23 protein-coding genes and 1 pseudogene are annotated in these 25,043 nt (G+C 71.5%); 11 read left to right on the forward strand and 13 right to left on the reverse strand.

Features of this window, described 5'->3' with window-relative positions:
* Window positions 1–8: 8 nt before the first annotated feature.
* Genes ACQCO7_RS33965 through ACQCO7_RS33980 form a run of 4 tightly spaced genes read right to left on the reverse strand, consistent with a single transcriptional unit; the run spans window position 9 to window position 4,883 of the window.
* Entirely contained in the window at window positions 9–1,130 is a 1,122-nt protein-coding gene (locus ACQCO7_RS33965) for an XdhC family protein (RefSeq protein ID WP_464075387.1), read from the reverse strand.
* Between the two features lie 11 nt (window positions 1,131–1,141).
* On the reverse strand, window positions 1,142–3,523 hold the full coding sequence (locus tag ACQCO7_RS33970; RefSeq protein ID WP_464075388.1) for a xanthine dehydrogenase family protein molybdopterin-binding subunit: 2,382 nt from the start codon (window positions 3,521–3,523) through the stop codon (window positions 1,142–1,144).
* A 2-nt stretch (window positions 3,524–3,525) separates the two neighbouring features.
* Entirely contained in the window at window positions 3,526–3,996 is a 471-nt protein-coding gene (locus tag ACQCO7_RS33975; RefSeq protein ID WP_464075389.1) for a (2Fe-2S)-binding protein, read from the reverse strand.
* Entirely contained in the window at window positions 3,996–4,883 is an 888-nt protein-coding gene (locus ACQCO7_RS33980) for an FAD binding domain-containing protein (RefSeq protein WP_464075390.1), read from the reverse strand. Before ACQCO7_RS33980 ends, ACQCO7_RS33975 begins: the two co-directional genes overlap by 1 nt.
* Window positions 4,884–5,150: 267 nt before the next feature.
* On the opposite strand from ACQCO7_RS33980, the gene ACQCO7_RS33985 reads away from it, so the two are divergent.
* Window positions 5,151–6,959, forward strand: a complete 1,809-nt coding sequence (locus tag ACQCO7_RS33985) for a PucR family transcriptional regulator (RefSeq protein ID WP_464075391.1) — start codon at window positions 5,151–5,153, stop codon at window positions 6,957–6,959.
* A 198-nt stretch (window positions 6,960–7,157) separates the two neighbouring features.
* Window positions 7,158–7,931: a hypothetical protein gene (locus tag ACQCO7_RS33990; RefSeq protein WP_464075392.1), complete on the forward strand. Its 774-nt coding sequence runs from the start codon at window positions 7,158–7,160 to the stop codon at window positions 7,929–7,931.
* Window positions 7,932–7,976: 45 nt separating this feature from the next.
* Here ACQCO7_RS33990 and ACQCO7_RS33995 read toward each other — a convergent pair whose 3' ends face one another.
* Window positions 7,977–8,519: a GNAT family N-acetyltransferase gene (locus tag ACQCO7_RS33995; protein WP_464075393.1), complete on the reverse strand. Its 543-nt coding sequence runs from the start codon at window positions 8,517–8,519 to the stop codon at window positions 7,977–7,979.
* A gap of 112 nt (window positions 8,520–8,631) precedes the next feature.
* On the reverse strand, window positions 8,632–9,075 hold the full coding sequence (locus ACQCO7_RS34000; RefSeq protein WP_464075394.1) for an SRPBCC family protein: 444 nt from the start codon (window positions 9,073–9,075) through the stop codon (window positions 8,632–8,634).
* 115 nt (window positions 9,076–9,190) lie between these two features.
* Between ACQCO7_RS34000 and ACQCO7_RS34005 the strand changes: the two genes are divergently transcribed.
* Window positions 9,191–10,219, forward strand: a complete 1,029-nt coding sequence (locus tag ACQCO7_RS34005; RefSeq protein ID WP_464075395.1) for a DUF2278 family protein — start codon at window positions 9,191–9,193, stop codon at window positions 10,217–10,219.
* Window positions 10,220–10,223: 4 nt separating this feature from the next.
* Here the strand turns inward: ACQCO7_RS34005 and ACQCO7_RS34010 are convergent, their stop codons facing one another.
* Window positions 10,224–11,618: a family 43 glycosylhydrolase gene (locus ACQCO7_RS34010; protein WP_464075396.1), complete on the reverse strand. Its 1,395-nt coding sequence runs from the start codon at window positions 11,616–11,618 to the stop codon at window positions 10,224–10,226.
* Window positions 11,619–11,924: 306 nt separating this feature from the next.
* Here ACQCO7_RS34010 and ACQCO7_RS34015 point away from each other — a divergent pair, with 306 nt between their 5' ends.
* From ACQCO7_RS34015 to ACQCO7_RS34025, 3 genes are all read left to right on the forward strand, one after another.
* Window positions 11,925–12,626: an SDR family oxidoreductase gene (locus ACQCO7_RS34015; RefSeq protein ID WP_464075397.1), complete on the forward strand. Its 702-nt coding sequence runs from the start codon at window positions 11,925–11,927 to the stop codon at window positions 12,624–12,626.
* Window positions 12,623–13,816, forward strand: a complete 1,194-nt coding sequence (locus ACQCO7_RS34020; protein ID WP_464075398.1) for a DUF3533 domain-containing protein — start codon at window positions 12,623–12,625, stop codon at window positions 13,814–13,816. Before ACQCO7_RS34015 ends, ACQCO7_RS34020 begins: the two co-directional genes overlap by 4 nt.
* Window positions 13,817–14,004: 188 nt before the next feature.
* The gene (locus ACQCO7_RS34025; protein ID WP_464075399.1) at window positions 14,005–14,571 is read left to right on the forward strand and encodes a TetR/AcrR family transcriptional regulator; all 567 of its coding nucleotides are present in this window, start codon (window positions 14,005–14,007) and stop codon (window positions 14,569–14,571) included.
* A gap of 40 nt (window positions 14,572–14,611) precedes the next feature.
* Here the strand turns inward: ACQCO7_RS34025 and ACQCO7_RS34030 are convergent, their stop codons facing one another.
* Window positions 14,612–15,118: a winged helix-turn-helix transcriptional regulator gene (locus ACQCO7_RS34030; protein ID WP_464075400.1), complete on the reverse strand. Its 507-nt coding sequence runs from the start codon at window positions 15,116–15,118 to the stop codon at window positions 14,612–14,614.
* 67 nt (window positions 15,119–15,185) lie between these two features.
* Between ACQCO7_RS34030 and ACQCO7_RS34035 the strand changes: the two genes are divergently transcribed.
* The gene (locus tag ACQCO7_RS34035; RefSeq protein ID WP_464075401.1) at window positions 15,186–15,680 is read left to right on the forward strand and encodes a PaaI family thioesterase; all 495 of its coding nucleotides are present in this window, start codon (window positions 15,186–15,188) and stop codon (window positions 15,678–15,680) included.
* A 14-nt stretch (window positions 15,681–15,694) separates the two neighbouring features.
* Here the strand turns inward: ACQCO7_RS34035 and ACQCO7_RS34040 are convergent.
* Window positions 15,695–16,027: pseudogene (locus ACQCO7_RS34040) on the reverse strand (DNA-binding response regulator); the annotation flags it as partial.
* A gap of 13 nt (window positions 16,028–16,040) precedes the next feature.
* Complete coding sequence (locus ACQCO7_RS34045; protein WP_464075402.1) at window positions 16,041–16,385, reverse strand: hypothetical protein; 345 nt, start codon at window positions 16,383–16,385, stop codon at window positions 16,041–16,043.
* Between the two features lie 166 nt (window positions 16,386–16,551).
* On the opposite strand from ACQCO7_RS34045, the gene ACQCO7_RS34050 reads away from it, so the two are divergent.
* Both ACQCO7_RS34050 and ACQCO7_RS34055 read left to right on the forward strand, forming a co-directional pair.
* Window positions 16,552–17,910, forward strand: coding sequence for an MBL fold metallo-hydrolase (locus ACQCO7_RS34050; protein ID WP_464075403.1), 1,359 nt, complete (start codon window positions 16,552–16,554; stop codon window positions 17,908–17,910).
* A 174-nt stretch (window positions 17,911–18,084) separates the two neighbouring features.
* Window positions 18,085–18,981 (forward strand): sulfite exporter TauE/SafE family protein, encoded by an 897-nt coding sequence (locus ACQCO7_RS34055; protein ID WP_464075404.1) that lies wholly within the window; start codon window positions 18,085–18,087, stop codon window positions 18,979–18,981.
* A gap of 33 nt (window positions 18,982–19,014) precedes the next feature.
* On the opposite strand, the gene ACQCO7_RS34060 is transcribed toward ACQCO7_RS34055, so the two are convergent.
* Window positions 19,015–19,302 carry a metal-sensitive transcriptional regulator gene (locus ACQCO7_RS34060; protein ID WP_464077349.1) on the reverse strand — a complete coding sequence of 96 codons (288 nt, stop codon included), beginning with the start codon at window positions 19,300–19,302 and terminating at the stop codon, window positions 19,015–19,017.
* Window positions 19,303–19,390: 88 nt separating this feature from the next.
* Between ACQCO7_RS34060 and ACQCO7_RS34065 the strand changes: the two genes are divergently transcribed.
* Both ACQCO7_RS34065 and ACQCO7_RS34070 read left to right on the forward strand, forming a co-directional pair.
* Window positions 19,391–19,978, forward strand: a complete 588-nt coding sequence (locus ACQCO7_RS34065; RefSeq protein ID WP_464075405.1) for a rhodanese-like domain-containing protein — start codon at window positions 19,391–19,393, stop codon at window positions 19,976–19,978.
* Between the two features lie 169 nt (window positions 19,979–20,147).
* The gene (locus tag ACQCO7_RS34070) at window positions 20,148–21,164 is read left to right on the forward strand and encodes a Dyp-type peroxidase (RefSeq protein ID WP_464075406.1); all 1,017 of its coding nucleotides are present in this window, start codon (window positions 20,148–20,150) and stop codon (window positions 21,162–21,164) included.
* Here the strand turns inward: ACQCO7_RS34070 and ACQCO7_RS34075 are convergent.
* A complete protein-coding gene (locus ACQCO7_RS34075) occupies window positions 21,159–24,398 on the reverse strand; it encodes an MFS transporter (RefSeq protein WP_464075407.1) in 3,240 nt (1,079 codons plus the stop codon). The two genes, ACQCO7_RS34070 and ACQCO7_RS34075, sit on opposite strands and share 6 nt — an antisense overlap.
* Window positions 24,395–25,036, reverse strand: coding sequence for a prolyl hydroxylase family protein (locus tag ACQCO7_RS34080; protein ID WP_464075408.1), 642 nt, complete (start codon window positions 25,034–25,036; stop codon window positions 24,395–24,397). The genes ACQCO7_RS34075 and ACQCO7_RS34080 overlap by 4 nt, the downstream gene beginning before the upstream one ends.
* Window positions 25,037–25,043: the final 7 nt, after the last annotated feature.

Raw genomic sequence — 25,043 nt, forward strand, 5'->3', positions numbered from 1 at the left:
GAGTCCCCTCAGGCCACCGCCCCCAGCCTCTTCCCTCCACCCCCCTCATGGTGGATCGGCGTATGCGCACCGGTCAGCGGCACCCCGCTGCCGCCCCTCCGGCTCGCCGTGATCTCCGCCGCGATCGACAGCGCCGTCTCCTCAGGCGTACGCGCCCCCAGGTCCAGCCCGATCGGCGAGTGCAGCCGGGTCAGCTCCAGGTCCGTCACCCCCTCCTCGCGGAGGCGGGCCAGGCGGTCCAGGTGCGTCCTGCGGGAGCCCATCGCGCCTACGTACGCGACAGGCAGCCGCAGGGCGAGCCGCAGCAGCGGGACGTCGAATTTCGCGTCGTGGGTCAGGACGCACAGGACCGTACGGGCGTCCACCTCGGTGCGGGCGAGGTACTGGTGGGGCCACTCCACGACCACCTCGTCGGCCTCGGGGAACCGCGCCCGCGTCGTGAAGACGGGCCGCGCGTCGCACACGGTCACGTGGTACCCGAGGAACTTCCCGATCCGCACGAGCGCCGACGCGAAGTCGATCGCCCCGAACACGATCATCCGGGGCGCTGCCACGGACGACTCGACGAGCAGCGTCACCGGCACCCCGCAGCGCGACACCTCCACGGTCCCGGTACGCCCCGCGTCGAGGAACGCCCGCACCTCCGCGACAGCCGTACGGTCGGCCTCGAACCCGGCGGGAACGCCGAGCGACCCCTCGTAGGAACCGTCCCCGCGCACGAGCAGGGCGCGTCCCAGCGCCTCCGACGGCCCCCGCACCACCCGGGCCAACGCCAGGCTCTCCCCCGCGGCGACCCCCCGGACCGCGGCGACCGCCGCCCCCCGGACCGGCGTCACCAGCACATCGATGACACCCCCGCAGGTCAGCCCCACGGCGAACGCGTCGTCATCGCTGTAGCCGAACCGCTCCACCACGGCGACCCCGTCCGCCAACGCCTGCCGGCACAGCTCGTACACGGCCCCCTCCACGCACCCCCCGGACACCGACCCCACCGCCACCCCGTCCGCGTCGACGGCCAGCGCGGCGCCCGGCAGCCGGGGCGCGCTCCCGCTCACGGCGACCACCGAGGCCACCGCGAACTCCCGCCCCTCCGCCGCCCACCGGCTCAGCTCCTCGGCGATATCCAGCATCGCAAGCCTCCTCACGCCGTCCCGGTGAGGTGCTCGGGACGAACCGGCGTCCGGTTCAGCTCAAGCCCCGTGGCCGCACGAACGGCCGCCAGAACGGCCGGAGTCGAGGACAGGGTCGGCGCCTCACCGACACCCCGCAGCCCGTACGGCGCGTGCTCGTCGGCGAGTTCGAGGACGTCGACCGGAATCGTGGGGGTGTCGAGGATGGTCGGGATGAGGTAGTCCGTGAAGGAGGGGTTGCGCACCTTCGCCGTCTTCGGATCGACGACGATCTCCTCCATGACGGCGATCCCGAGCCCCTGAGCCGTACCCCCCTGGATCTGCCCGACGACGGACAGCGGATTCAGCGCCTTCCCCACGTCCTGCGCGCACGCCAGCTCGATCACCTTGACGAGCCCCAGCTCCGTATCGACCTCGACGACGGCCCGATGCGCGGCGAAGGTGTACTGGACGTGCCCGTTCCCCTGCCCCGTGCGGAGATCGAAGGGTTCGGTGGGCCGGTGCCGCCACTCACGCTCGACCTCGACGGACTCGTCACCCAGAAGGTCCACGAGATCCGCCAGCACCTCCCCCGCGTCGGTGACGACCTTCCCGCCCTCAAGCAGCAACTCGGCGTGAGCCCAAGCCGGGTGATACGTACCGAACCTGCGCCGCCCGATCTCCAGCACCCGTTCCCGCACCAGCTCACAGGCGTTCTTGACGGCCCCACCGGTGACGTACGTCTGCCGGGACGCGGACGTCGAACCGGCGCTGCCCACCTGGGTGTCGGCGGGATGGATGGTCACCTGCGAGACGCCCAGCTCGGTCCGGGCGATCTGCGCGTGGACGGTCACCCCGCCCTGCCCGACCTCGGCCATCGCGGTGTGCACGACGGCGACGGCCTCACCCCCGACAACCTCCAGCCGGACACGGGCGGTCGAGTAGTCGTCGAACCCTTCCGAGAAGCCGACGTTCTTGATGCCGACGGCGTACCCGACCCCGCGCACGACGCCTTCGCCGTGCGTCGTGTTGGACAGCCCGCCCGGCAACTGCCGTACGTCGACCCCCTCGCTGCTCTCCCACTGCCGCTCCGGCGGCATGGGCATCGCCTTGACGCGCCGCAGGAGTTCGGCGACCGGCGCGGGCGAGTCGACGCGCTGTCCGGTGGGCAGCAGCGTGCCTTGTTCCATCGCGTTGATCTGCCTGAACTCCACGGGATCCAGGCCGAGTCGAGCAGCAACCTTGTCCATCTGGGCCTCGTAGGCGAAGCACGCCTGGACCGCCCCGAACCCGCGCATCGCCCCGCACGGCGGGTTGTTGGTGTACAGCGCGAGCGCCTCGATCTCGACGTCCTCGACGACGTACGGCCCGACCCCGAGGGACGCCGCGTTGCCGACGACGGCGGGGCTCGCGGAGGCGTACGCGCCGCCGTCGAGGACGATGCGGCACTTGACGTGCGTGAGCTTGCCGTCACGGGTCGCGCCGTGTTCGTAGAACAGCCGCGCGGGATGCCGGTGGACGTGTCCGAAGAAGGACTCGAACCGGTTGTAGACCATCTTCACGGGCTTGCCGGTCCGCAGCGCGAGCAGACAGGCGTGGATCTGCATCGACAGGTCCTCCCGCCCGCCGAACGCGCCGCCGACGCCCGCGAGGGTCATCCGCACCTTGTCCTCGGGCAGCCCGAGGACGGGAGCCATCTGGCGCAGGTCGGAGTGGAGCCACTGGGTGGCGATGTAGAGGTGGACGCCGCCGTCCTCTTCCGGCACGGCGAGCCCGGACTCGGGGCCGAGGAACGCCTGGTCCTGCATGCCGAAGACGTACTCGCCGGTGACGATGACATCGGCGTGCCGGGCCGCTTCCGTGACGTCGCCCCGGATGATCGGCTGCCGGTGCAGGACGTTCGGGTGCGACACGTGCCCGAAGTGATGGTCCGTACGGTTCTCGTGGACCAGCGGGGCGTCCGGCGCGGTGGCGGACAACTCGTCGGTGACGACGGGGAGTTCGCGGTACTCGACCTGGATCTTCGCGGCGGCGCGGCGCGCGGTCTCGGGGTGGTCGGCGGCGACGAGGGCGACGGGTTCACCGTGGTGGCGGACCTTGCCGTGCGCGAGGACCGGGGTGTCCTGGACCTCAAGTCCGTAGTGCCGGACGTCGGTCGGGAGGTCGTCGTAGGTGAGGACGGCGTACACGCCCGGAGTTGCGAGCGCCTCGGCCACATCGATGGAGACGATCTCCGCATGCGCCACCGGCGACCGCAGGATCTGCCCCCACAGCATGTCCTCGTGCCACATGTCGGAGGAGTAGGCGAACTCCCCGGTGACCTTGAGGGTGCCGTCGGGCCGGAGGGTCGACTCGCCGATGCCGCCCCGGACAGCGGCACCTTGGGTGAGTCCGACGGGAGTCGTACGAGGCATGGTCACTCTCCCTGCCGGGCCGCCGCGAGGCGTACGGCGTCCATGATCTTCTCGTAGCCCGTGCAGCGGCAGAGGTTGCCGGAGAGGGCTTCGCGGATGTCGGCGTCGGAGGGGCTCGGGTTGTGCTGGAGCATCTCGTCGGCGGCGACGAGCAGTCCCGGCGTGCAGAATCCGCACTGGACGGCCCCGGCGTCGATGAACGCCTGCTGGATGGGGGCGAGTTGGCCCTCCTCGGCGGCGAGGCCCTCGACCGTGACGACCTCCCGGCCCTCGGCCTGCCCGGCGGCGACCAGGCACGAGCAGACGGGAATTCCGTCCAGCCGGACCGTGCAGGACCCGCATTCGCCTTGCTCGCAGGCGTTCTTGGAGCCCGGCAGCCCGAGCCGCTCGCGCAGGACGTAGAGGAGGGACTCGCCCTCCCAGACGTCGTCGGCCTCGCGCGGCCGTCCGTTGACAGTGAAGTTGACGCGCATTACGCGACGCCCCCCTTCCGCAGCGAGGCCCGGTACGACTCCCAGGTCCAGGTGAGTGTGCGGCGGGCGAGGATGCCGACCGCGTGGCGGCGGTAGCTCGCGGTGCCGCGTACGTCGTCGATGGGGTTGCAGGCGGCGGCGCAGAGGTTCGCGAACTCCTTGGCGATCGACGGGGTGACGATCCTGCCGTTGTCCCAGAAACCGTTCTCGGCAAGCGCGGCGCTCAGGAACTCCTCGGCCGTACGAGCCCGCACCGGCGTCGGCGCCGCCGACCCGATCCCGGTGCGGACGGTCCGCGTCCCGGGGTGCAGCGCGAGCCCGAAGGCGCAGACCGCGATCACCATCGCGTTGCGGGTGCCGACCTTGGCGTACTGCTGCGGCCCGTCCGCCTTCTTCACGTGCACGGCGCGGATCAGCTCGTCGGGGGCGAGCGCGTTGCGCTTGACGCCGGTGTAGAAGTCGTCGATCGGGATACGGCGGCTGCCGCGCACCGACTCGGCCTCGACCTCGGCGCCGGCCGCGAGGAGCGCGGGGTGGGCGTCTCCGGCCGGGGAGGCGGTGCCGAGGTTGCCGCCGACGCCGCCCCGGTTGCGGATCTGCGGGGAGGCGACGGTGTGCGAGGCGAGCGCGAGCCCCGGCAGCTCGTCGCGCAGGTTCTCCATGATCCGCGTGTAGGGGACGGAGGCGCCGAGCCGTACGGAGTCCTCGCCCACCTCCCACTCGTACAGCTCCCCGATCCGGTTCAGGTCGAGCAGGTGCCCGGGGCGGCGGTGGTCGAAGTTGATCTCGACCATCACGTCGGTGCCGCCCGCGATCGGCACAGCGGTGGGGTGCTCCGCCTTCGCGGCGAGCGCCTCCTCCCAGCTGGCGGGGCGAAGGAAGTCCATGACCGGCTCTCTCCTACGTCGTCCGGATCCTGTCGTGTTCATCTCTTGTTCACGGGGATCACCGCCAGTACACAAGCCACTGAGCCGACCGGGTCAGTCACCGAATCTCCGAAGGAGTTGGCTGGTCGGGAAGGTCATCTTGTAGATTCATATGAAGAGAGAGCCTCGGAAACCTCCCTGTCTTCCCACGGAAACACGGGGAAACACGGGAAGCGATTCCCGACCTCCATCGTAGATTTCGAGACACGGAAACGGCGGCGACGAACCATGCGGCTGCGCGCACTGCTGGACACCGACGCGCTGGGCCTCAGGCTGCTCGGCGGCGGGGACGAACTGGACCGTACGGTCCGCGGGGTGATGACGACCGACCTGCGTGACCCGAGCCGCTACCTCACGGGCGGTGAGCTGGTCCTGTCGGGGCTCGCGTGGCGGCGGGACGCGGCGGACTCCGAGCCGTTCGTCCGGGTCCTCGTGCAGGCCGGGGTCGTGGCGCTCGCGGCCGGGACCGCCGAGTTCGGGGAGGTCCCCGAGGACCTGGTCGTGGCCTGCGCGCAGCACCGGCTGCCGCTGCTGCGGGTCGACGAGTCGGTGTCGTTCGCGACGGTCACCGAGCACGTCGTCCGGCAGGTCTCCGGCGAGCGCGCCGGGGACCTGGCGGCGGTCGTGGACCGGCACCGCCGCATGATGACGTCCGGCCCGGCGGGCGGCGGCCCGGACGTCGTCCTCGACCTCCTCGGCTCCGACCTGGACCTGCGCGCCTGGGTCCTGTCGTCCACGGGGCGGCTCGTCGCCGGTTCGAAGGGGCTGCCGCTGCCCGCCGAGATCCGTACCCGGCTGGCCGCCGAGCACCTCGCGGCGGCGCGGACCGGCCGGCGCGGCCCCCAGCGGGTCCTGGCCGGCGGCGCGACGTACTCCCTGTTCCCCGTCCGGGGCGGCGCGCGGGCTCCCCGGGACATCCGCGAGACCGCCCTCTCCGACTGGCTGCTCGCCGTCGAGGCGGACGCCGGGGAGTGGCCCGACGAGCGGATGGACCTCCTGCACGGCGTCACCCAGCTGATAGCCGTCGAACGCGACCGCCGCGACGCGGCCCGCACGGTACGCCGCCGGCTCGCCCAGGAACTCCTGGACCTGATCCAGACGGGCGCCGCACCCCCGGAGATCGCCGCGCGCCTGAGGGTGGCGGCACCGGTCCTGCTGCCGGGGGTGGCGGCGGCCCCGCACTGGCAGGTGGTGGTGGCCCGGGTGGAGTGGACGGAGCCGGGCGCGGCTTCGGGTCCGGATCCGGTACGGGATTCCGGACCGGTACGTGGTTCAGGCGCCGTCCGTGGTGACCGGGTGGCGGACGGCGGGGCCGGGGGTGTCCGGGGCGAGCGGGAGCCCGGCGCCGGGCGCGGCGAGTGGGGCGACGGTGACACCGGCGGTGGTGCCGTCGCGCAGGCTCTGCTGGAGGAGATCCTCGGCGGGAGGTTCGTGACGGGGGCCGAGCCCGCCGAGCGGATCGCCGTCGCGCACACCGGCGAGGAGGCCGTCGCGCTGGTTCCGCTGCCGTCGGTCGTCTCCGAGCACGACGGCTCCGAGGCGGGCGTCCTCGCGGACGTGCTCCTGGACGCGGTACGGGAACCCCTCGCCGCCGGGCTCGACGGGGACGGGCGGCTCACGCTGGGCGTCAGCGCGGCCGTGCACTCGGCGGAGGGGCTGCGCGGGGCGCTGGAGGAGGCGCGGCACGCGCGCAGGGTCGCGGCGGCGCGGCCGGGGCCGGTGTCGGCGGCCGGGCACCAGGAGCTGGCGTCCCACGTCCTGCTCCTGCCCTTCGTGCCGGACGACGTGCGGCGGGCGTTCACCGCGCGCCTGCTCGACCCGCTGCGCGAGTACGACCGGCGCCACCGCGCCGAGCTGATCCCGACGCTGGAGGCGTTCCTCGACTGCGACGGCTCCTGGACGCGATGCGCGTCCCGGCTCCACCTGCACGTCAACACGTTGCGCTACCGCGTCGGCCGCATCGAGCAGTTGACGGGGCGGGACCTGTCGAAGCTGGAGGACAAGCTGGACTTCTTCCTGGCGCTCAGGATGAGTTGAGGGTCCGGCGGGGTCAAGTGGCGTGTGCTTCCGGTGAGTTGGCAGTGCCTACCCGTGGCCGTCCGCTGGTGAAACCCCGGCGGACCGGTTTCCCCCGACTTTGTGAAATCCTTCACCCACCCCCTTGGCCCCGTGACACGATCCGTGCTGAGATGCGGCCACCACTCACAGCTCAAAGGCGTGCTCGGGGAGGGCAACGTGGCGCACACCGCCATGTCTGGTTACGGAACGACCCCTGGTGACGATCCCCTCCAGACCGCGGTATGGCGGCTGCGGTCACGCGCGTGCTGGGTCGACGCGGTGGCCCTGCTGCCGGCCGACACCGCGGCGGGTTCCCTGCAACGGGCCTCGCTGCTCGTGGAACGGTGCCTGTACACGGAGCAGGGGTGGGCCGACGCGGAGGACGCGTTGCGGGGGGCCGAGGCGCTGGCCCACTCCGACTCCGAGCGGGGTGCCGCCGCTTGTGAACGCGGGTACTTGGCGTACGCGTCCACTCTGCACGGGGTGCGGGACCGGACCGACGAGGCGCGGGCCGCGCTCGGGCGCGCCGCCGCACTGCTCCCTCCGGGGGTTTCGCAGCGGGCCCTGCTCGACTTCCGTCGGGGGCTGCTTGCCGAGAACCTGGCGAGTTCGCCTCAGGCCGCGCGGGCCGCTTATCGGCGGGCCCATACCGCTGCCGCCGAGGCGTCGGACTCGCTGTTGCTGTCGTTCACCTGGCGGCATCTCGCGGGACTGGCCCTGCGGGACGGGGAGTTGAGCGAGGCGCGGCACGGGTTCGCCGAGTCGCTGCGGTTGCGGGAGGAGTTGGGGTACCTGGTGGGGACGGCTCCGGCGCTGGCGTCGCTCGCGGACGCGGAGGCCGAGCCGGAGGCTTCGCGGCTGAGGGAGGAGGCGAGGAGGCTGTTCCAGCTGCTGGGGGGTGTTCCGACGTGGCTGGCACGGCAGTTGGGGGTGGTGAAAGACGCGTCGTAGGCCGGCTGCCGGGCCGGTGGGGGGTGTTCGCGCTCGCCCCTCGCCTCACCCCGACGGCGAACGCCACACCCCGAACCACTGCTCCGCCCCGAACTCCTCGAACCTCTCCACCTCCGTGAACCCCAGCTTCGCGGCGAGACGGACCGACGCCGCGTTGGCCGTCTGCGTGCAGAGGACCACCGGCTCGCCGGGGAGCGTCACGGCGAACCAGGCCAGCGCCGCCCGGCAAGCCTCCGTCGCATACCCCCGCCCCCACGCCGACGGCAGGAACATGTACCCGAGTTCGGCCTCGCCGGCATCGGGAAGGACATGCCCGGGCCGTTCGGGATCACGGCGGTCCAACGTGACCATGCCGGTCATCGCCCCGGCAAGCTCGACCACGAAGAAACCGGCGCGCCGGCCAGGGACGTCGGGAGCCGTGCGTTCGAGTTCGTCGCGAGGACGGGGGCCACCGAGGTACGTACGGACCTCCGCCGAGGAGAAGAGATCGACGAACGCCGGACGGTCCCGCGCCTCGGACTCGCGCAGGAGGAGACGTTCCGTACGGATGGGCGGGGGCGGCCAGTCGACGGGACCGAGTTCGGGCATGGCGGGCAATCTAGCGCAGGACGGAACACCGCACCCCACCCGGCGAACACCTCCCGCACCAGCTCCCCGACTTCCGCCTCGTCCGGCAGAAACGCGAGAGCCAGCCGCGTGGTCACACCCCCCGCAACAACCGATTGACCGCCCGCCCGAACACCACCCGAGCCCCCACCCGCACCGCGGGATCGCAGAAACCCGGCAGAAACCGCATACGCAACTCCTCCCGCCACACCACCCGCGCCCGCCCGCCGGGCCCGAGCCGTACCTCGATCTCGGCCCACCCCAGCACCACCCGCCCCTGTTTCTCCAGGCGGCACAGGCCGGCAGCGCCGTCGGCGGAGGGCGGCTGCCAGACCGTCACCTCCATGCGGTCGTCGAAGGAGAGGGGCCCGAGGCCGGTGCGGGCGACGAAGACCGTGCCCTCCCCGGTGGGCGCCGGCGTCAGGACGGTGACACGGGTGAGGGGGACGACGCCGCCATGGCGGCGCCACTCGGTGAGCCGGCTCCACGCCTCCTCCGGCGGAAGGGGGACCGTACGTTCGAGCGAGAAGGTGACCACGGGCCGATCGTAGGGGTGAACGGCGGCCCGGTAAGCCGGTGATCATGCCCGACATACCTCTACCATCACCGCAGAGACGGGCAATCCGCCCGCCCTCAGGGGGAGTTGATCACTCATGCCGTTGAAGACGTACGGAGTCCTGATCGCCCGAGCGGTGGACACCCGCAGGGAGGGCGCCTCGGACAGCCCGCACTACCAGATCCACGCGGCGGACGAGTCCGGCACCCACTACCGGATCTCCGTCAACGTCCTTTCCCAGGAACGCCCTTCGGAGCTGCTGTACCTGGTGGACGACGATTTCCAGCACCCGGTGACGACCCGTCTGACGGGCCTGACCGGCGGCTGGAACAAGCTCCCGGCGGGCCCGGGCGGCCCGAACCTGGACTTCATCCGGGGCAACCTGTTCGACCCGGCGACGATGAAGACACTGCCGCCCGAAGTGAGCGGCCCGGACAACGACCTGGCCGACCTCTTGGACCACTACGTCCGCCGGGCGGTGGAGACCGAGGGCGCCCGCCTGCACGTCTTCGGTGAACGCTGGGGCCCCGAAACCGGCGTCGCGGACAAGGTGTTCGGCTTCCTGCCGGGCAACGGCGTGCACGACATCCACATGAACCAGGGCAACAGCAAACGGTTTCAGAAAGACGACGGCGTCTGGCAGGACGGCGGTCTCCTGATCCACTTCCCCGGCGGGACGGGCGAGGCGGGCAAGGGCCGCTGGGTCGCCATCTTCCTCGCCTTCCAGGGCCAGGCATGGCACACGGACGACGTGACGGGCCACGCCCTGAAGGACACGGACGGCACCCGCCCGGAGCCCGGCACGCGGCCGGTCAGGATCGTCGGAGCGCTGGTGAACCCGCGCGGCCCGGCCCCCGAACCGGAACAGGTCACCCTCCTCAACGCCTCCCCGGACTCCGTGGACCTGACGGGCTGGCGCCTGGTGGACCGCGTCGGCAACACGACTCCCGTACCGCCGGGCCCCGTCGCAGCGGGCGCCACCCTGCCGGTCCCCCTGCGAGGCGGCGCCCAACTCCCCAACAACGGCGGCGAGATCACCCTCCTGGACGCGGGCGGCCTGAAGGTGCACGGCGTCTCGTACACCTCGGCGCAGGCGGCCCAGGAGGGCTGGACCGTCGTCTTCTAGCCCGTCACTGGCGGTAGAACGTGGCGTCGGCCCGGTCCGTCGCCGTGCTCAACGCCTGTACGGACAACAGGTAGTCGTAGTGCCGGACGTACCGGCCGGGCGTGCCGTACGACTCGTACGACACCCCGGCCGCGTCCGCGAGCCCGGCCCGGCTGTAGAAGCTGGCGGAGGACGCGAAGGCGGCCGTCCCGTCGTTCTGCTCCACCCGCACCTCGAAGGCGCTGTTGCTCCGCAGGTAGTACCCGGGGAAGTTGGCGGACTCCAGGGACACGGTCCCGCTGCCCGCGAGCCCGGTCACGGTCCTGAACTGCGAGTCGGCCAGGGGCGATACGTTCGCCTCGATGCGCGCCCGGTAGTCGTAGTGGCGGACGAACCGGTCGGGGAAGTTGTACGAGGACAGCCGCTGCGGCGTGACCCCGTCGGCGACCGGGACCCCGAAGTCCGGGGTGCCGTCGGCCTTCCAGTACACCTTCTGCACGCGGGTACGGCGGTTGGGGTCGTTCAGCGGGTCGCCGGTGATGTCCTTGTAGCTGCGGTCGTGGTAGACGAGGATGTCGGACCTGCCGTCCTCGGAGACGGTGAACGAGTTGTGGCCGGGCCCGTACTGCGAGGTCGCCGCGTTCGACCGGAACACGGGGGCCGGACTCTTCGCCCAGGAAGCCGGGTCGGTGAGGTCGGCGGTCGCGGACGCGGTGAGCATCCCCAGGCAGTAGTTGGCGTCGGTCGCGCTCGCCGAGTACGTCATGAAGACCTTGCCGCCGTGCTCGATGACGGCCGGACCCTCGTTGACCTTGAACCCGATGGTCTCCCACGACAGCGTCGGCGCCGACAGCTCGGCCGGAGTGCCCTGGATCGTCCAGGGGTTGGCCATCTTCGCGATGAACAGGCTGGTGTTGTTGTCCTCGGCGGGGTTGCGCTGCGCCCACGCGAGGTAGCGCACGCCGCCCACGACGAACGTGGTCGCGTCCAGGGAGAACGTCTCCCACGTGGTCCTGATCTGGCCCTTCTCGGTCCAGGTCGCGGTCAGCGGGTTCGCGCCGGTGCCCTCCAGGACGTACATCCGGATCGCCCAGATGTCGTCGGTCGCACCGGCCGCGAAGTACACGTACCACTTGCCGTCGATGAAGTGGATCTCCGGCGCCCAGATGTGCGCGCCCATCACGCCGCTCGCGTGCTTGGTCCAGATGGTGGTCTCCGGGGCCGTCGAGAGGCCCTGGATGGTCGTCGCGCGGCGCAGCACGATCTTGTCGTACGCGGGGACGGTCGCGGTGAAGTAGTAGTAGCCGTCGGTGTGTCTGAAGATGTGCGGGTCGGCCCGCTGCTCGGCGATCGGGTTCGTGTAGGTCACGGCGGGCGAGTCCGGCACGGCGGCCTGGGACGGGGTCACGGTGGTCAACATCCCTGCGAGGGCTAGGAGTACGGCCGTCAGCAGCCGAAGGGCGTTACGCGTCAAGGGAGTTCTCCGCACTGATCAGGCAGCGGGCACGAGGCGCCACTGTCGGCAGGCTCCGCTCGTGGTACATCCGAGGCATACAGGACCGTCCCTTGTCCGTGATGTCGAACACAGTTCGTAACTTCGGCCAGAACATAAAGGTGCGGCATGGTCGCGTCAATGATTTGGACTACGGAAACCGGTCGGTTTATGGTGAGGGGTCGATTGGATACCGATCGGTTTCTGATCTGTCCCGGATGTCTGGAGCCCCCCATGACCACCCTGAAGAACGCCGTAGTCCTCGTCACCGGAGGCAACCGCGGCATCGGAAAAGCCCTGGTCGAAGAGGCGTACGCCCGTGGCGCGCGCAAGGTCTACGCCGCCGCCCGCGACCCGCGCACCGTCACCCACCCGGACGCCGTCCCGCTCGCCCTCGACGTCACCGACCCGGCGTCCGTCGCGGCTGCCGCCGAGCTCGCCGGTGATGTCACCGTCCTCGTCAACAACGCGGGCATCGCGGCCGGAGCGGGCGTGCTCGACGGCCGGCTCGACGACATCCGCGGCGAGTTCGAGGTCAACTTCTACGGCCCGCTGCACATGGCCCGCGCCTTCGTGCCCGTCATCGAGCGCAACGGCGGCGGCCACATCCTGAACGTCCACTCGGTCCTGTCCTGGCTCGCCGAGGGCACCAGCTACAGCGCCTCCAAGGCCGCCGCCTGGTCCCAGACCAACAGCCTCCGCCTCGCCCTGAGTGCACGCTCCATCCACGTCACCGGCCTGCACATGGGGTACGTCGACACCGACATGACCGCCGGACTCGACGCCCCCAAGGCCACCCCGCACGACATCGCCGCCGCCGCGCTCGACGGCGTCGAGACCGACGCGCACGAAGTCCTCGCCGACGACGTCAGCCGCTGGGCCAAGACCGCGCTCGCCGGTGAAGTCGCCGACATGTACGCCCAGTTCGGACTGTGACCGACCCCGACGTGACCCCGTACCGCATCCTGCGCGCCCGCCCCCTGTGGATCGCCAACGGCGTGATCACGGGGGCGCTGGCGCTGCTGTTCACCGTCCTCTACGTCGGCGCGAACATCGACCCGGCGGGCCACCTGAAGAACCTCCCGGTCGCCCTCGTCGACGCGGACACCGGCGAGCTGGGCGCCCGCGTCGCCCAGGGCATCGCCGCCGCACCCGGCGACAAGGTCGAGTGGAAGACGATGACCGAACGCGAGGCCCGTACACAGCTCGGCAAGGGCAAGCTGTACGGCGCCCTCGTCGTCCCCGCCGACTTCTCCGTTTCGGTAACCGCTCTCAGCAACGGCACGGCGACCCACCGGCCGACCCTGACCATCCTCACCAACCAGTCCGCCGGGAGCCTCGGCTCCAGCTTCGCCCGCCAGGCCACGACGACGGCGGCGACCGCGGCCTCGGTCCAGCTCGGGCGTCAACTCACCCTGCCGGACAAGGCGTTGGCCGCCGACCCCATCGCCGTACACGTCGAGGACGGGCACCCCCTCAGCGACCACAGCGGCGTCGGGCTGACCGCCTTCTACTACTCCCTCGTCCTCGTCGTCTGCGGGATGCTCGCCGCGAACGTCCTCACCGGGCAGGTCGACCACGCGCTCGGCTACACCCACAACGACATGGGCCCACGCCGCCTGCACCGGCCCCTCATCCGCGCGACCCGGGTCCAGACGCTCGCCGTCAGCAGCACGATGATGGCCGGACTCTCCCTGGTCATGGGCACGTTGGTGATGACCGGCGCGGTCGGGATCATGGGCATGGACGCCGGGCACCTGCCGTTGCTGTGGCTGTACTCGGTCGCCGCGATCGCCGTCTGCGGCATCGGCGCACTCGCCCTCCTCGCCGTCGCGGGTACGCCGGGCATGCTCCTGGTGACCCTCGTCTTCATCGCCATGGCGGTCCCGACGGCCGGCGCGACGACCCCCCTGGAAGCGCTGCCCGGCTTCTACCGCTTCCTGGCGGAGTTCGAGCCGCTGCGCCAGATAACGGGCGGCGTCCGCTCGATCCTCTACTACGACGCCCAGGGCGACGCGGGCCTCACACGCGGCTGGCTGATGATGGGCGCGGGCCTCCTGTCGGCCCTGGCCTTCGGCTTCGGCGTGACCCACCTCTACGACAGCAAGGGCCTTCACCGGATTTAGACCGACCGGCAATTGGGGGGGCGGCGTCGCGGGGCTGGGCACGCCCGCCCCCGAGCTCTGCGAGCAGGGGGGACCCCCAGCCGCGTTGCCGTCGGTCACCATGGCTCCCTCCTCCGCCTTGCAGCTGCACGCACCCAGCCCCGCTCCTTCACCCACCCCCCAATTGCCGGTCGGTCTAACCTTTCACCATGACCACCTCGGCCAAGCCCGACACCCGAAACCGCCTCCTCGCCGCCGCCGCGGACCTCTCCTACCGGGAGGGCGTGAGCATCGGCGTGGAGGCGCTGTGCAAGACGGCGGGCGTGTCCAAACGCTCCATGTACCAGCTCTTCGCGAGCAAGGACGAGTTGCTGGCGGCGAGCCTGGAGGCGAGGGCGGCGGAGTACGCGACGTACCTCCTCCCGTCGGAGGACGTGGCGGATACCCCGAGGGACCGCATCCTCCACGTCTTCACCCAGGTGGAGGCGAGCGCGGGCCGTCCGGAATATCGGGGATGCCCCTACTTGGCGGTCCAGGTGGAACTGAAATCCTCGGAGCACCCGGCAAGCAAGGTGGGGTACCGGGTGAAGGAAAACCTGCGGGAGTTTTTCCGAGCGGAGGCGGAAAGGGGAGGGGCGACGGACCCGGACCTGCTTTCCCGCCAGTTGGTACTGGTTTTTGACGGCGCGAGCGCAAGAGCGGGAATCGGAGCGGACGACCTGAAGGGCTTGCTGAGCCCGACGATTGCCGCACTTCTGAATGCGGCGGGAATGTAGTCCTTCAGGGGTGCGGGGCTGTTAGGGGTGCGAGGCTGTGTCAATTCGCGGCTTCGCCGCGTGGGTGCGACTGGCCGCGACGCTCCCGCACCCGAGCACCCACCCCTGGCCGTGCGACAACGTCCCTGGGTGCCAATTCCCCGTGCCCATCAGCACACTCCACCACCACCCGAACCTCCCCGCCGCATTCCTTGTGCCGTAGATCCAGAACCGGCCCCTCCTCCACCCCGGCATGAACATCCCCCCACTGCCGAAGCGCCACCAACACCGGCCACAAATCCCACCCCTTCCGGGTCAGCCGATACTCGAACCGCTCCCGCATTCCCGGTTCCTGATACGCCTCGGTCCGTAGAATTCCCGCGTCGACCAACTTCCGCAACCGCCCGCTCAGCACGGCTTCGGAAACCCCCAGATGCCGCCGGAACTCGTCAAAGCGGCGCACGCCGTTCATCGCGTCCCGCAGGATGAGAAACGTCCACTTCTCCCCGACGACGTCCAAAGTCCGCTGCACAGGACACAGCTCGGTATCCACGTCAAGCCACTCCATACCCCCCACCCTACCCACCTGGCTTCGTCGTTGACAGCCAGCTAAGCGCTTGGTTACCGTCAAGGTCATGGCACGCAGCAGAACGTACGAGTGGGGAGACCCGGCGACCACGGCGGCAGCCGTGGGGAAGGCCAGCGGCCTCGACTTCCTCAGGGAGATCCAGGCGGGCAACCTCCCCGCACCCCCGATAGCCGCGACCTTGGACTTCACGCTGGACGAGGTGGAGAAGGGGAGGGCGGTCTTCTCGATCGTCCCGCGCGAGGACCACTACAACCCGATCGGCAGCGTGCACGGCGGCGTGTACGCGACGCTGCTGGACTCGGCGGCGGGCTGCGCGGTGCAGTCGGTGCTGCCGCCGGAGACGGGGTACACCTCCCTGGACCTCACGGTGAAGTTCCTGCGGAGGATCACGAAGGACACGGGCCGGGTACGGGCGGTCGGTACGGTCCTGCACTCCGGCCGTACGACGGCCCTCGCCCAGGCGGTCCTCCTCGACGACGCGGACCGCACCCTCGCGCACGCCACGAGCAGCTGCCTGATCTTTCCGGTGACGGGGCAGTAACCGCTCTCGGAAACTCACACCGGCCGCACCGGCCCCGCGTCGTACACGAAGATCACCGCCTGCGCCCGGTCCCGCGCCCCGATCTCCCCGTTGGTCCACCCGGAGGCCACCGCGGTCAGCACCTCCCGCTCCCGCTCGATGAGTTCGGCGAGCCGCTTGGCCTGCCCGCTGCCCTGCCCCGGCACCCGCGTGGTGAACGCGCCGATCAACTTCCGTGTCGGACCGGGGGAGATGACGGAGCCCCCGGCGCGCAACGCGTTGTACGCGTACTCGCCCAGGTCGAAGCCCGTCAGCACCAACACCCGTGAGCGGCCCCCGGATTCGACGATCCGGCGGGTCGCTTCGATGCTGCTGGACGCCTCATCGGCGGGTCGGTGTGGGCGGTGGAGGTGAGCCGGCCCGGACGGTCCAGCCGCTGGGGGAGTTGGGCCCCGACGTGACCTCGCCCTGATGGAGCGCGGCGCGTTCCCGCATCCTGACGAGCCCCTTGCCCCCGAGAGACGGCCCGGTGTCCTCGACGGCGATACGGACGTCCTGCGCGTCGCCCGCGTCGCCCGCGTCGATGGCCGCGAGCAGCCGCCGGAGTTCGCCGAGCGCGGCGGCGGGCAGCGCCTGCTGGTGCCGGTCCTTCTCCAGCGCGCTGATCACGGTGTTCACCAGCCGCCCGGCGAGCCCGAGCCCCGCGAACGTCGTCATGGCCGCCATTGCCGGCACCGTCACCGCCTCGGGCCGGCCGCCGCTCCCGCCGCAGCAGCGGCGCCACGTACGCCGCCATCAGAGCCAGGGTTCGACGGATACCCCCGGGGGTACGTGTGCTACGGTTTTTGCATACCCCCGGGGGTAATTTCTGAGCGCAAGGAGCGTGGGGCGCGTGTTCTTCATCGATGCCGTCGAGGTGCCTGGCCTCGGTAATCGGGGCTATCTGGTGGGCGGTGCGCGGACGGCGGTCGTCGTCGATCCGCCGCGTGACGTCGATCGGGTGATCGAGGCGGCGGCCCGGCGTGGGGTGCGGATCACGCGTGTTGCCGAGACGCATGTGCACAACGACTACGTCTCCGGCGGGCTGGAACTCGCGCGGCTGACCGGCGCGGAGTACCTCGTGCCGGACGGGGCGCGGGTGGCGTATGCGCGGACCGCCGTGCGGGACGGGGACCGTACGGACGTCGACGCCGGGTTGGTGCTGCGGGCGATGGCGACGCCGGGGCACACTCCGCACCACACCTCGTACGTGCTGGCGGAGGACGGAGTCTCCGTCGCCGTGTTCAGTGGCGGGTCGCTGCTCATCGGGACCGTCGGGCGGCCCGACCTCGTCGAACCCCGGTTGACCGAGGGGCTGGCGCGGAAGCAGTTCGCGTCCGCTCGGCGTATCGTCGCCGAACTCCCCGACGAGGCCGAGGTGTTGCCTACGCATGGGTTCGGGAGCTTCTGTTCGTCGGGGGTGGGGGCCGAGGGGCGTACGACCGTCGGGGCCGAGAAGGTGTCCAACCTTGCGTTGACCCGTGAAGTCGACGTGTTCGTGCGGGAGTTGCTTGCCGGGCTCGATGACATACCCGCGTACTACGTCCACATGGGGCCGGTGAATTCGGCCGGGCCCGCTCCGATCGACCTCAGGCCGGCCGCGGTCGCTGATCCTGGTGAGATCGCTGCGCGGCTTGAGGCGGGGGAGTGGGTGGTCGATCTCCGGCATCGGGTCGCCTTCGCCGAAGGGCATGTCGCGGGGGCGTTCAACTTCGAGGCGGACGGGCAACTCGCCACGTATCTGGGGTGGTTGGTGCCGTGGGGGAAGCCGGTCACGCTTCTTGCCGAGTCCGCCGGGCAACTGGAGCTTGCTCAGCGGGAGTTGGCTCGGGTGGGTATTGATCGTCCGGCTGCTGCGGCGATCGGGGGGCCTGCGGACTGGCTGCGGGCCGGGGAGCGTCCGGTGTCGTTCCGGCGTGCGCGGTTCGCCGAACTCGCCGAGGGTGGGGCCGGGTTGGTCGTTCTCGACGTTCGTCGTGACTCGGAACGTGCGGCGGGCGGTCATCTTGCCGGGTCCCTTCACATTCCCCTGCACACCCTTCCTCGGCGGCTGTCCGAGATACCCGACGGGGAGGTCTGGGTCCACTGTGCGGGTGGGATGCGTGCCGCGATCGGTGCGTCGCTGTTGGATGCGGTGGGGCGTCAAGTGGTCGCCGTGGACGATGGGTTCGCGGCGGCGGAGGCTGCGGGGCTTGTGGTGCGGGGGGTTTGAGGTGGGGGCGGATGTTCTTCCGGGCTCCGGAGTGGGTGGTCGTGGCTCAACTGGCCTTCTGCTAGCGGGTGTTCGTGGTTCGGAGCGGCTGGAGTCGGCTGGTCCTTGCGACTCGGCGACGCGGCCGAGCCCTCGCGGGGCGCTTCAGGCGATCACCCCTGCGGGAGCCGCGCAGTGACCGTCACTGTTCTCGCCCTCCTCGCCGGAGCCGTCGTGGGGCTTGCCCTCGGTGGGCTCGGTGGTGGTGGCAGTGTTCTCGCCATACCGGCGTTGATCTATCTCCTCGGCTTCACGCCCGTCGCCGCGACCACCGCGAGCCTCGTCATCGTCGCCGTCACCTCGGCCACGGCACTGAGTGCGCACGCTCGTGACGGGTACGTCCAGTGGCGTACGGGGTTGCTGTTCGCGGCGGCCGGTGTCGTGCCGGCGATGCTGGGTGGGCTGCTGGCGGCGCGGTTGCCGGGGCGGGTGCTGACGGTGGCGTTCGCGGTGGTGGCTGTGGCGGCGGGGTTGCGGATGCTGGGGGTGCGGCCGGGGGAGGGGGTACGACCGAGTGGGCGTCCGGCGATGGTCCTGCGGCGATTGCGGGGGCGCCCGGAGAAACCGGCCCGCGCTTCCACCTCCGTACGCCCTGCCCGCGCCTCGGCCCCTGCGCATGCCGCCCGTGCCATGGAGCCTGCGCAACCCGCTCGCGCCTCAGCCCCCGTACACCCCGCCCGTGCCTCCGCCGCCGGTGCCGGGCTTGGAGCCGTGACCGGTGTTCTCGGGGTCGGCGGTGGTTTTCTCGCGGTCCCCGCGCTGGTCGGCGTCCTCGGTCTGCGGATGCGGGCGGCCGTCGGGACGAGCCTCCTTGTCATCACCGTGAACTCACTCGCCGCCCTCGCTCTGCGCGCCGGTACGGTCCAGGGGCTCGACTGGTCCCGCATCGCGCCCTTCGCCGGTGCGGCGCTGTTGGGTGCGTGGGACGGGCGTCGCCTCTCGGCGAGGTTTTCGGGGCCGGGACTTCAGCGGACGTTCGCGTGGGTGCTGTTGGGGGTGGCCGGGTTGATGCTGCTGGACGGGGTTGTGTAGCAACCGTTTGCACACCCCCTCACCCCCACCCCCTCACGCCAACGACAAGAACAGCCTCTCCAGCCGTGCCTTCATCGCGTCCGCGTCCTCCCCGCTCCTGCGGCCCGACTCGATGTCGGCCACGCACTGCTGCAACCCCGTCGCGATGATCGCGAACCCGGCGCGGTCCAGGGCGCGGGACGCCGCCGCCAGTTGGGTCACGACCTCCTCGCAGTCGCGGCCCTCCTCGATCATGCGGATGACTCCGGTGATCTGGCCCTGGGCCCGGCGCAGGCGGTTCAGGACGGACTTCAGATCGTCGCCTTTGAGATCCAGCTCCACTACGACTCCCACACACTCGTCCAATACCCCTAGGGGTACTGTACGTCGCCGGAAGGCGACACCTCGAACCTCAAGGATCACATCCGCCATGAGCACCACCGAAGCCACGACCACCGTCCTCGACCCCGCCGAGGCGCACGCCCGTCTCGGGGATTTCACCGTCGTCGACGTCCGCACCCCCGGTGAGTACGTCGCCGGTCACGTTCCCGGCGCCCTGAACATCCCCCTGGACCACCTCGCCGAGACCCTCCCCGACCTGCGGGAAGCGGCGGCGCACGGCACGTTTCTCGTCGTCTGCGCCTCCGGCAACCGTTCCTCCCGGGCCTGCGCTCTCCTCGCGGAGCACGGCATCCCCGCGGTGAACCTCACCGGCGGCACGACGGCCTGGGTCGCGCAGGGTCACCCCCTGAGCGAGCCGGCCGGCCGCCGTACGTGGTCGATGGAGCGCCAGGTCCGTTTCACGGCGGGTGCGACGGTTCTCACCGGCCTCGCGCTGGGCGCCCTGACGCACAGGTCGTTCCGCCTGCTGTCCGCCGGGATAGCGTCGGGGCTGGTGTTCTCGGCGGTGACGGACACGTGCGGGATGGCCGCGGTGCTGGCCAAGCTGCCGCACAACCGCCCGGCCGGCACGGACCTGGACGCGGCGCGGGCGGCGCTGAGGACACGTACCCGGTAATGCCCCGGTTGGGGAGGGTCGCGAGGGTATCGTCCGACCGATTCCCATGACCGAAGAGACCCTCCCCCCAGCGCCAGGCCCAGCCCCCCAAGGCCCAGCCCTCCAAAGCCCGCCCCCCGACAGCCCCTCCCGCCGGACTCTCCTGACCGGTGCCGCAGCGGGTCTCGGTGTGGTCGCGGTCAGCGGCTGCACGCGTTTCCCGCCCCCCGCCCCCGGCACCGAACCCCCCTCCCCCCGCCGCCAGCAGGGCATCGTCACCCCCCAGCAGCGTTCCGCCCTGGTCCTCGCCCTGGATCTGGCCCCCCACCTGACCGGCAAGGCGGCGGCCGAGGCCCTCGCCCGTACCCTCACCCGGTGGACCCCCCTCCTCCAGCACCCCGAGGGCCCCGCGCTCACCGCGACCCTCGGCTTCGGCCCCACCCTCCCCGCGCGCCTCGGCCGTACGCCCCCCGAGCTGTTGCGGGAGCTTCCCCCGTTCCCCGGCGACAACCTCACCCACAGGACCGCCGACCTGGTCCTCCAGCTCTGCGCCCCCACCCCCGAGGCCCTCACCGCCCAGGCCACCACCCTCCTGACCGAGGCCGCCGGCACCTTCCGTACCCGCTGGCGCCAGCCCGCCCACCTCCCCCCGACGCAGCCCGGCCAGACCCCCCGCAACCTCCTCGGCTTCAAGGACGGTACGGAGAACCCGACCCCCGAGGAACGCGAACGCTGGATCTGGACGGACGACGCGACGTACCTGGTGGTCCGCCGCATCCACCTGAAGGTGAAGGAGTTCACGAGCCTCCCCCTGACCACCCAGGAACAGACCATCGGCCGCCACCGGGACTCCGGCGCCCCCCTCGGCCGCCGTCACGAACACGACGACGTGGACGTCTTCTCCAAGACCCCCGAAGGCCGCTACACGACGCCGCTCCATGCCCATGTCCGCGCCGCCAGCCCCCGTTACGACGGCGGCGCGCGCATGCTCCGCCGGGGCTACACGTACGACAACGGCCCCGCCGACCAGGGCCTCCTCTTCCTCGCCTACATGCGCGACCCCGCCCTCTTCACCCGGGTCCAGGAACGCCTCACGACCAGGGACGACCTGCACCCGTACACGGAACACCGCGCATCGGCGCTCGCGTACATCCCCCCGGCCCCGGGGCCCGGCGAGTACCTGGGGGAGCGGTTCCTGGACTCATGAGGTGACGCCCCCCTCGCCGAGCGCACGGACGTCGTCGGGTGCCGTCGTGTGCCGGATGTCGGCGCCCAGCTTCACCAGGTCCGCGACGAGGTCGCGGTAGCCGCGCGCGAGGTGGTGGTGGTTGCGCAGCGAGGTCTGTCCCGGCACCGCGAGCGCCGCGAGCAGCAGGACCGCCGCGGCCCGCAGGTCGGTGCCGTAGAGGTCGGCGCCGGGCCGGTACGGCGGGCAGGGGCCGTCGACGCGCAGGATCGTGTCGTCGACCGCCGTCCGCATACCGAGCGCCGCCAGTTCCGGGGCGAAGCCGAAACGGTGCTCCCAGACGGCCTCCCGGATGTAGGTGGGGCCTTCGGCGTACGCCGCGAGCAGGGCGAAGAAGGGCTGGCTGTCGCTGAACACGCCCCGCGACATGGCGGTGAACTCGACGGGCCTGAGCGGCTTCTCCATCGGGTGCACGGTCACCTCGTCGGCGGCGACGTCGACGCGCACCCCCATCCGGTCCAGGAGGTCGAACTCGGGCGCGAGCGCGTGGACCGCGCGGTCGATGCCCGGACCGGTGACCGTCAGCGGCTCGTCCGCCAGCAGGACGCCGGCGCAGATCCAGGTGACCACCTCGATCAGGTCGGGGATCAGCGTCACGTCGACGGGACGGTCGAGCGACTCCGGGCCCCGCCCATGGATCACCCACGTCTCCGGACCGGCGAACTCGATGTCGGCGCCGAGGTCGCGCAGCACGGTGACCATGTCGGTCACGTCGGGCTTGAGGTACGGGTGGTGCAGCGTCGTCGTCCCGTGCGTGACCGCGCCCATCAGCAGCGCCGTCTTGACCGCGCCGCTGTAGGTCGGCCCGCTCATGAGCGCCTTGTTGCGCGTGTAGTCGAGCATGTCGATGGTGCACGGCCTGAGCCGCTCGGCCGTGAGGTCCACGGAACCGTCCGCCGCGAGCCGGGTGGTGACCCCGAACCGCTCCATCACGTCCAGCAGGTGCTCGACGGGCCTGCCGCGCGGGCCCTCGCCGATCGTGCAGCCGCCGCTCGCGGGCAGCCGGGCCGCGCCGCTCCGGGAGACGAGGGCGGGCAGCAGGTAGAGCGAACCGTGGATGCGGCCGACGAGTTCGGCCGGCAGCTCCGCGCGGTCCCACGTGGACGCGTCGACGGTGAACGTCTCGGCCGGCCCGTCGTAGTGCGCGCTCGCGCCCGTGGCGCGGAAGATCTCGCCCAGCACCGTGGTCTCGACGATGTCCGGGCAGTTGCGGATGCGCACCGGCGCGTTCGCGGTGGCCGCCGCAGCCGCGACGGTGACCAGGGAGTGCTTGAACCCGGAGGTCCGGACGGACCCGGAGAGCCGCCTCCCGCCGTGGATCTCCAGCAGCGGCTCGCCCGGGGGAGCGGGTTCTCGCCGACGGTCCTGCATGGTGGTACCTCCTGCGCTGAGGGGTGAGGGGACGGGCGGAGCGGTCCGGTGCGGGATCGAGCGCAGCCACTGCCGCGCCTGTCCCGCGCTGGTCAGGCGGACGACCGTGAGGCCGGGGTGCAGAGCGAGATAGGCGGCCGTCTCGGCCCGCCGGGTGGCGTGCTGGGACCAGGCCCAGCGCAGCGGGTGGCGCGGGTTGCGCAGCATCGACCGCCAGGTCTCCCGGTTGCCGTGCCACAGCTCCCGGCCGGTGGCGGCCCGGACCACCGAGCGGCGCAGCACGCGGCGCATGACGGTCCGGCGGGGCAGATCGAGCCAGACGAACGTGTCGGCGCGCTCGCCGAGCAGGTCACCGACCACCCAGTGGTACTGGGCGTCGCAGATCCACGCCGGGGTCCGCGTGACGCGCTCCACGTCGTCCGGGAACTCCGCGCGGTGGGTCCAGCCGGGCCCGTGGTAGAGCGCGTCCATCTCGATGTGCGGGATGTCCAGCGTCCTGGCGAGGGACGAGGCCAGCGTCGTCTTGCCCGCGCCGGAGATCCCGCCGACGACGATCCGCCGCAGCGGCCCCGGCCCGGGCGCCACAGTCGCCACCGGCCGGGTAGGCCGGGTGAGGAACCCGACCGCCGCGGCCGTCGCCGCGCAGACCACGGCCAGGCCGAGCCACAGGACGGCGTTCCCCCGCGCCAGCAGCGCCGTCCCGGCCGCCGGGGCGACCGCGCCCGCGATGCCGAAGGACGTCTGGAAGGTCGCGTTGTAGCGGCCCTCCAGACCGGCCGGGGCGGCGGCGTTCGCGGTCGTGGTGACGACCGGGGCGAACAGCGCGTCACCGAGCGTGCCGATCAGCGCCGCGCACAGGACGACGGCGGTCGTGGCCGGGCCCGCCCAGCCGGACGGCGCCATGACGAGGACCGACAGTCCGAAAGCGCCGGTCGCCAGGCGCAGCGCCCGTGCGACGGGGACGCGCCGCGCGTAGGCGACGGCGGGCCGTCGGGCCAGGGCCATCGCCACACAGGAGACGGCGATCACCACGCCCGGCACCCACGACGGCTGCCCCAGCACCACGATGGCGACCACCGGGAGCATCGCCGTCAGACAGTCGGAGACGAACGCCAGCAACAGCGTCAGCAGGCACAGCCGCAGGAAGCCGGGGTCGTCCCGCAGGTCGCGCCACCGCCACTTCCGCCCGTCCGCCGAGGTCTTGGCCTCGGGGCGGGCCCGGACGTGCCGGCGCACCGTGAGCACCAGGAACATGGCCGCCACGTACGTCAGACCGTTGGCGTAGGCGACCAGGTGCAGGCCCGTGGTGCTGCCGATCAGCAGGCCCCCGGCACTCGCGCCGATCGCGCCGCCGGCCGCCCACCCGCTGACCTTCAGCACGCTCGCCGTACTCAGTACGCCGATGAGCTCGCCGGCCGGTACCAGCCGGGCCAGCAGCGGCGTACTGGCCGTCCAGAACAGCCGGTCCCCGGCAGCCGCGACGACCGCGAGCGCGCCGACCTGCCACGTGGCGGAGACGAAGGGGAACAGCGCGAAGACGACGGTGCGTACGGCGTAGCTCAGGGCGGACGCGTTCGCCGGACCCCACCGGTCCACCAGCAGGCCGTTCACCGGTCCCGTCAGGAGGCCGAGGAGCCCGCCGACCGTCAGCGCGAGACCGACGTCCGCCAGGGGAAGGTGCTGCCCCCGGGAGAAGAAGATCAGCGCGACCGGGGTCCACAGGCCGTTGCCGACGCAGTCGACGGTCATGGCCAGCAGGTAGGTGCGCTTCCCCGGTGTCTCCCGTCCCCGGCCGACCGCGAACACTTTTTCCGCCGGGATCACGGGCGGACGAAATGGACCAGCAGGGCCCGCCGGTCCACGGGACACGTCTCGGAGACCGGCGGGACGCCGTGCCAGGACCGGTCCGAGCGGACGAGGACGACGGACGTCCCGGTCGTCGGCGCCACCCGCTTCGCGCAGTCGTTCATGTCCGCGCTGCGCAGCAGCCGCAGGTCACCGCTCCACTCCGGGTCCCACCCGTCGTTGAAGTAGAAGAGGTGGGTCACCGCTTTGTCCGGGCGGTCGGTGTGCGGCTCGATCCAGCAGCCCCGGGCGTAGCGGGTCATGCGGGCCTCGACCAGGCACGGGTCCAGGTCCACGCCGGTGAGCGCGGACAGCGCCGCGCGGTAGGGCGCCGAGACGACGTCCTCGACGAACTGCTGCCAGCTCGCGGGGAGCGCGCCCACCTGGTCCTTGTCGACCTCGCCGGCGGTGACGAGGTTGCGGTTGAACATCCGGTACTGCTTGTCGGACCGGGTCGCCTTCGTGCGCTCCGACTCCTCGAAGCCGACGTCGCTGAACTCGCCGCGCAGGTTCTCGGCGATGGCGTCCGTGACGAACGAGCGGGGGATCACGGCGTGCCCGAACGGATCCTGTTCGAGCTCGGCCCGGCTGATGGTCTCGATGTCGACGAGGGACACGTCTTCT

The organism is Streptomyces saintjeani, from assembly GCF_055409605.1.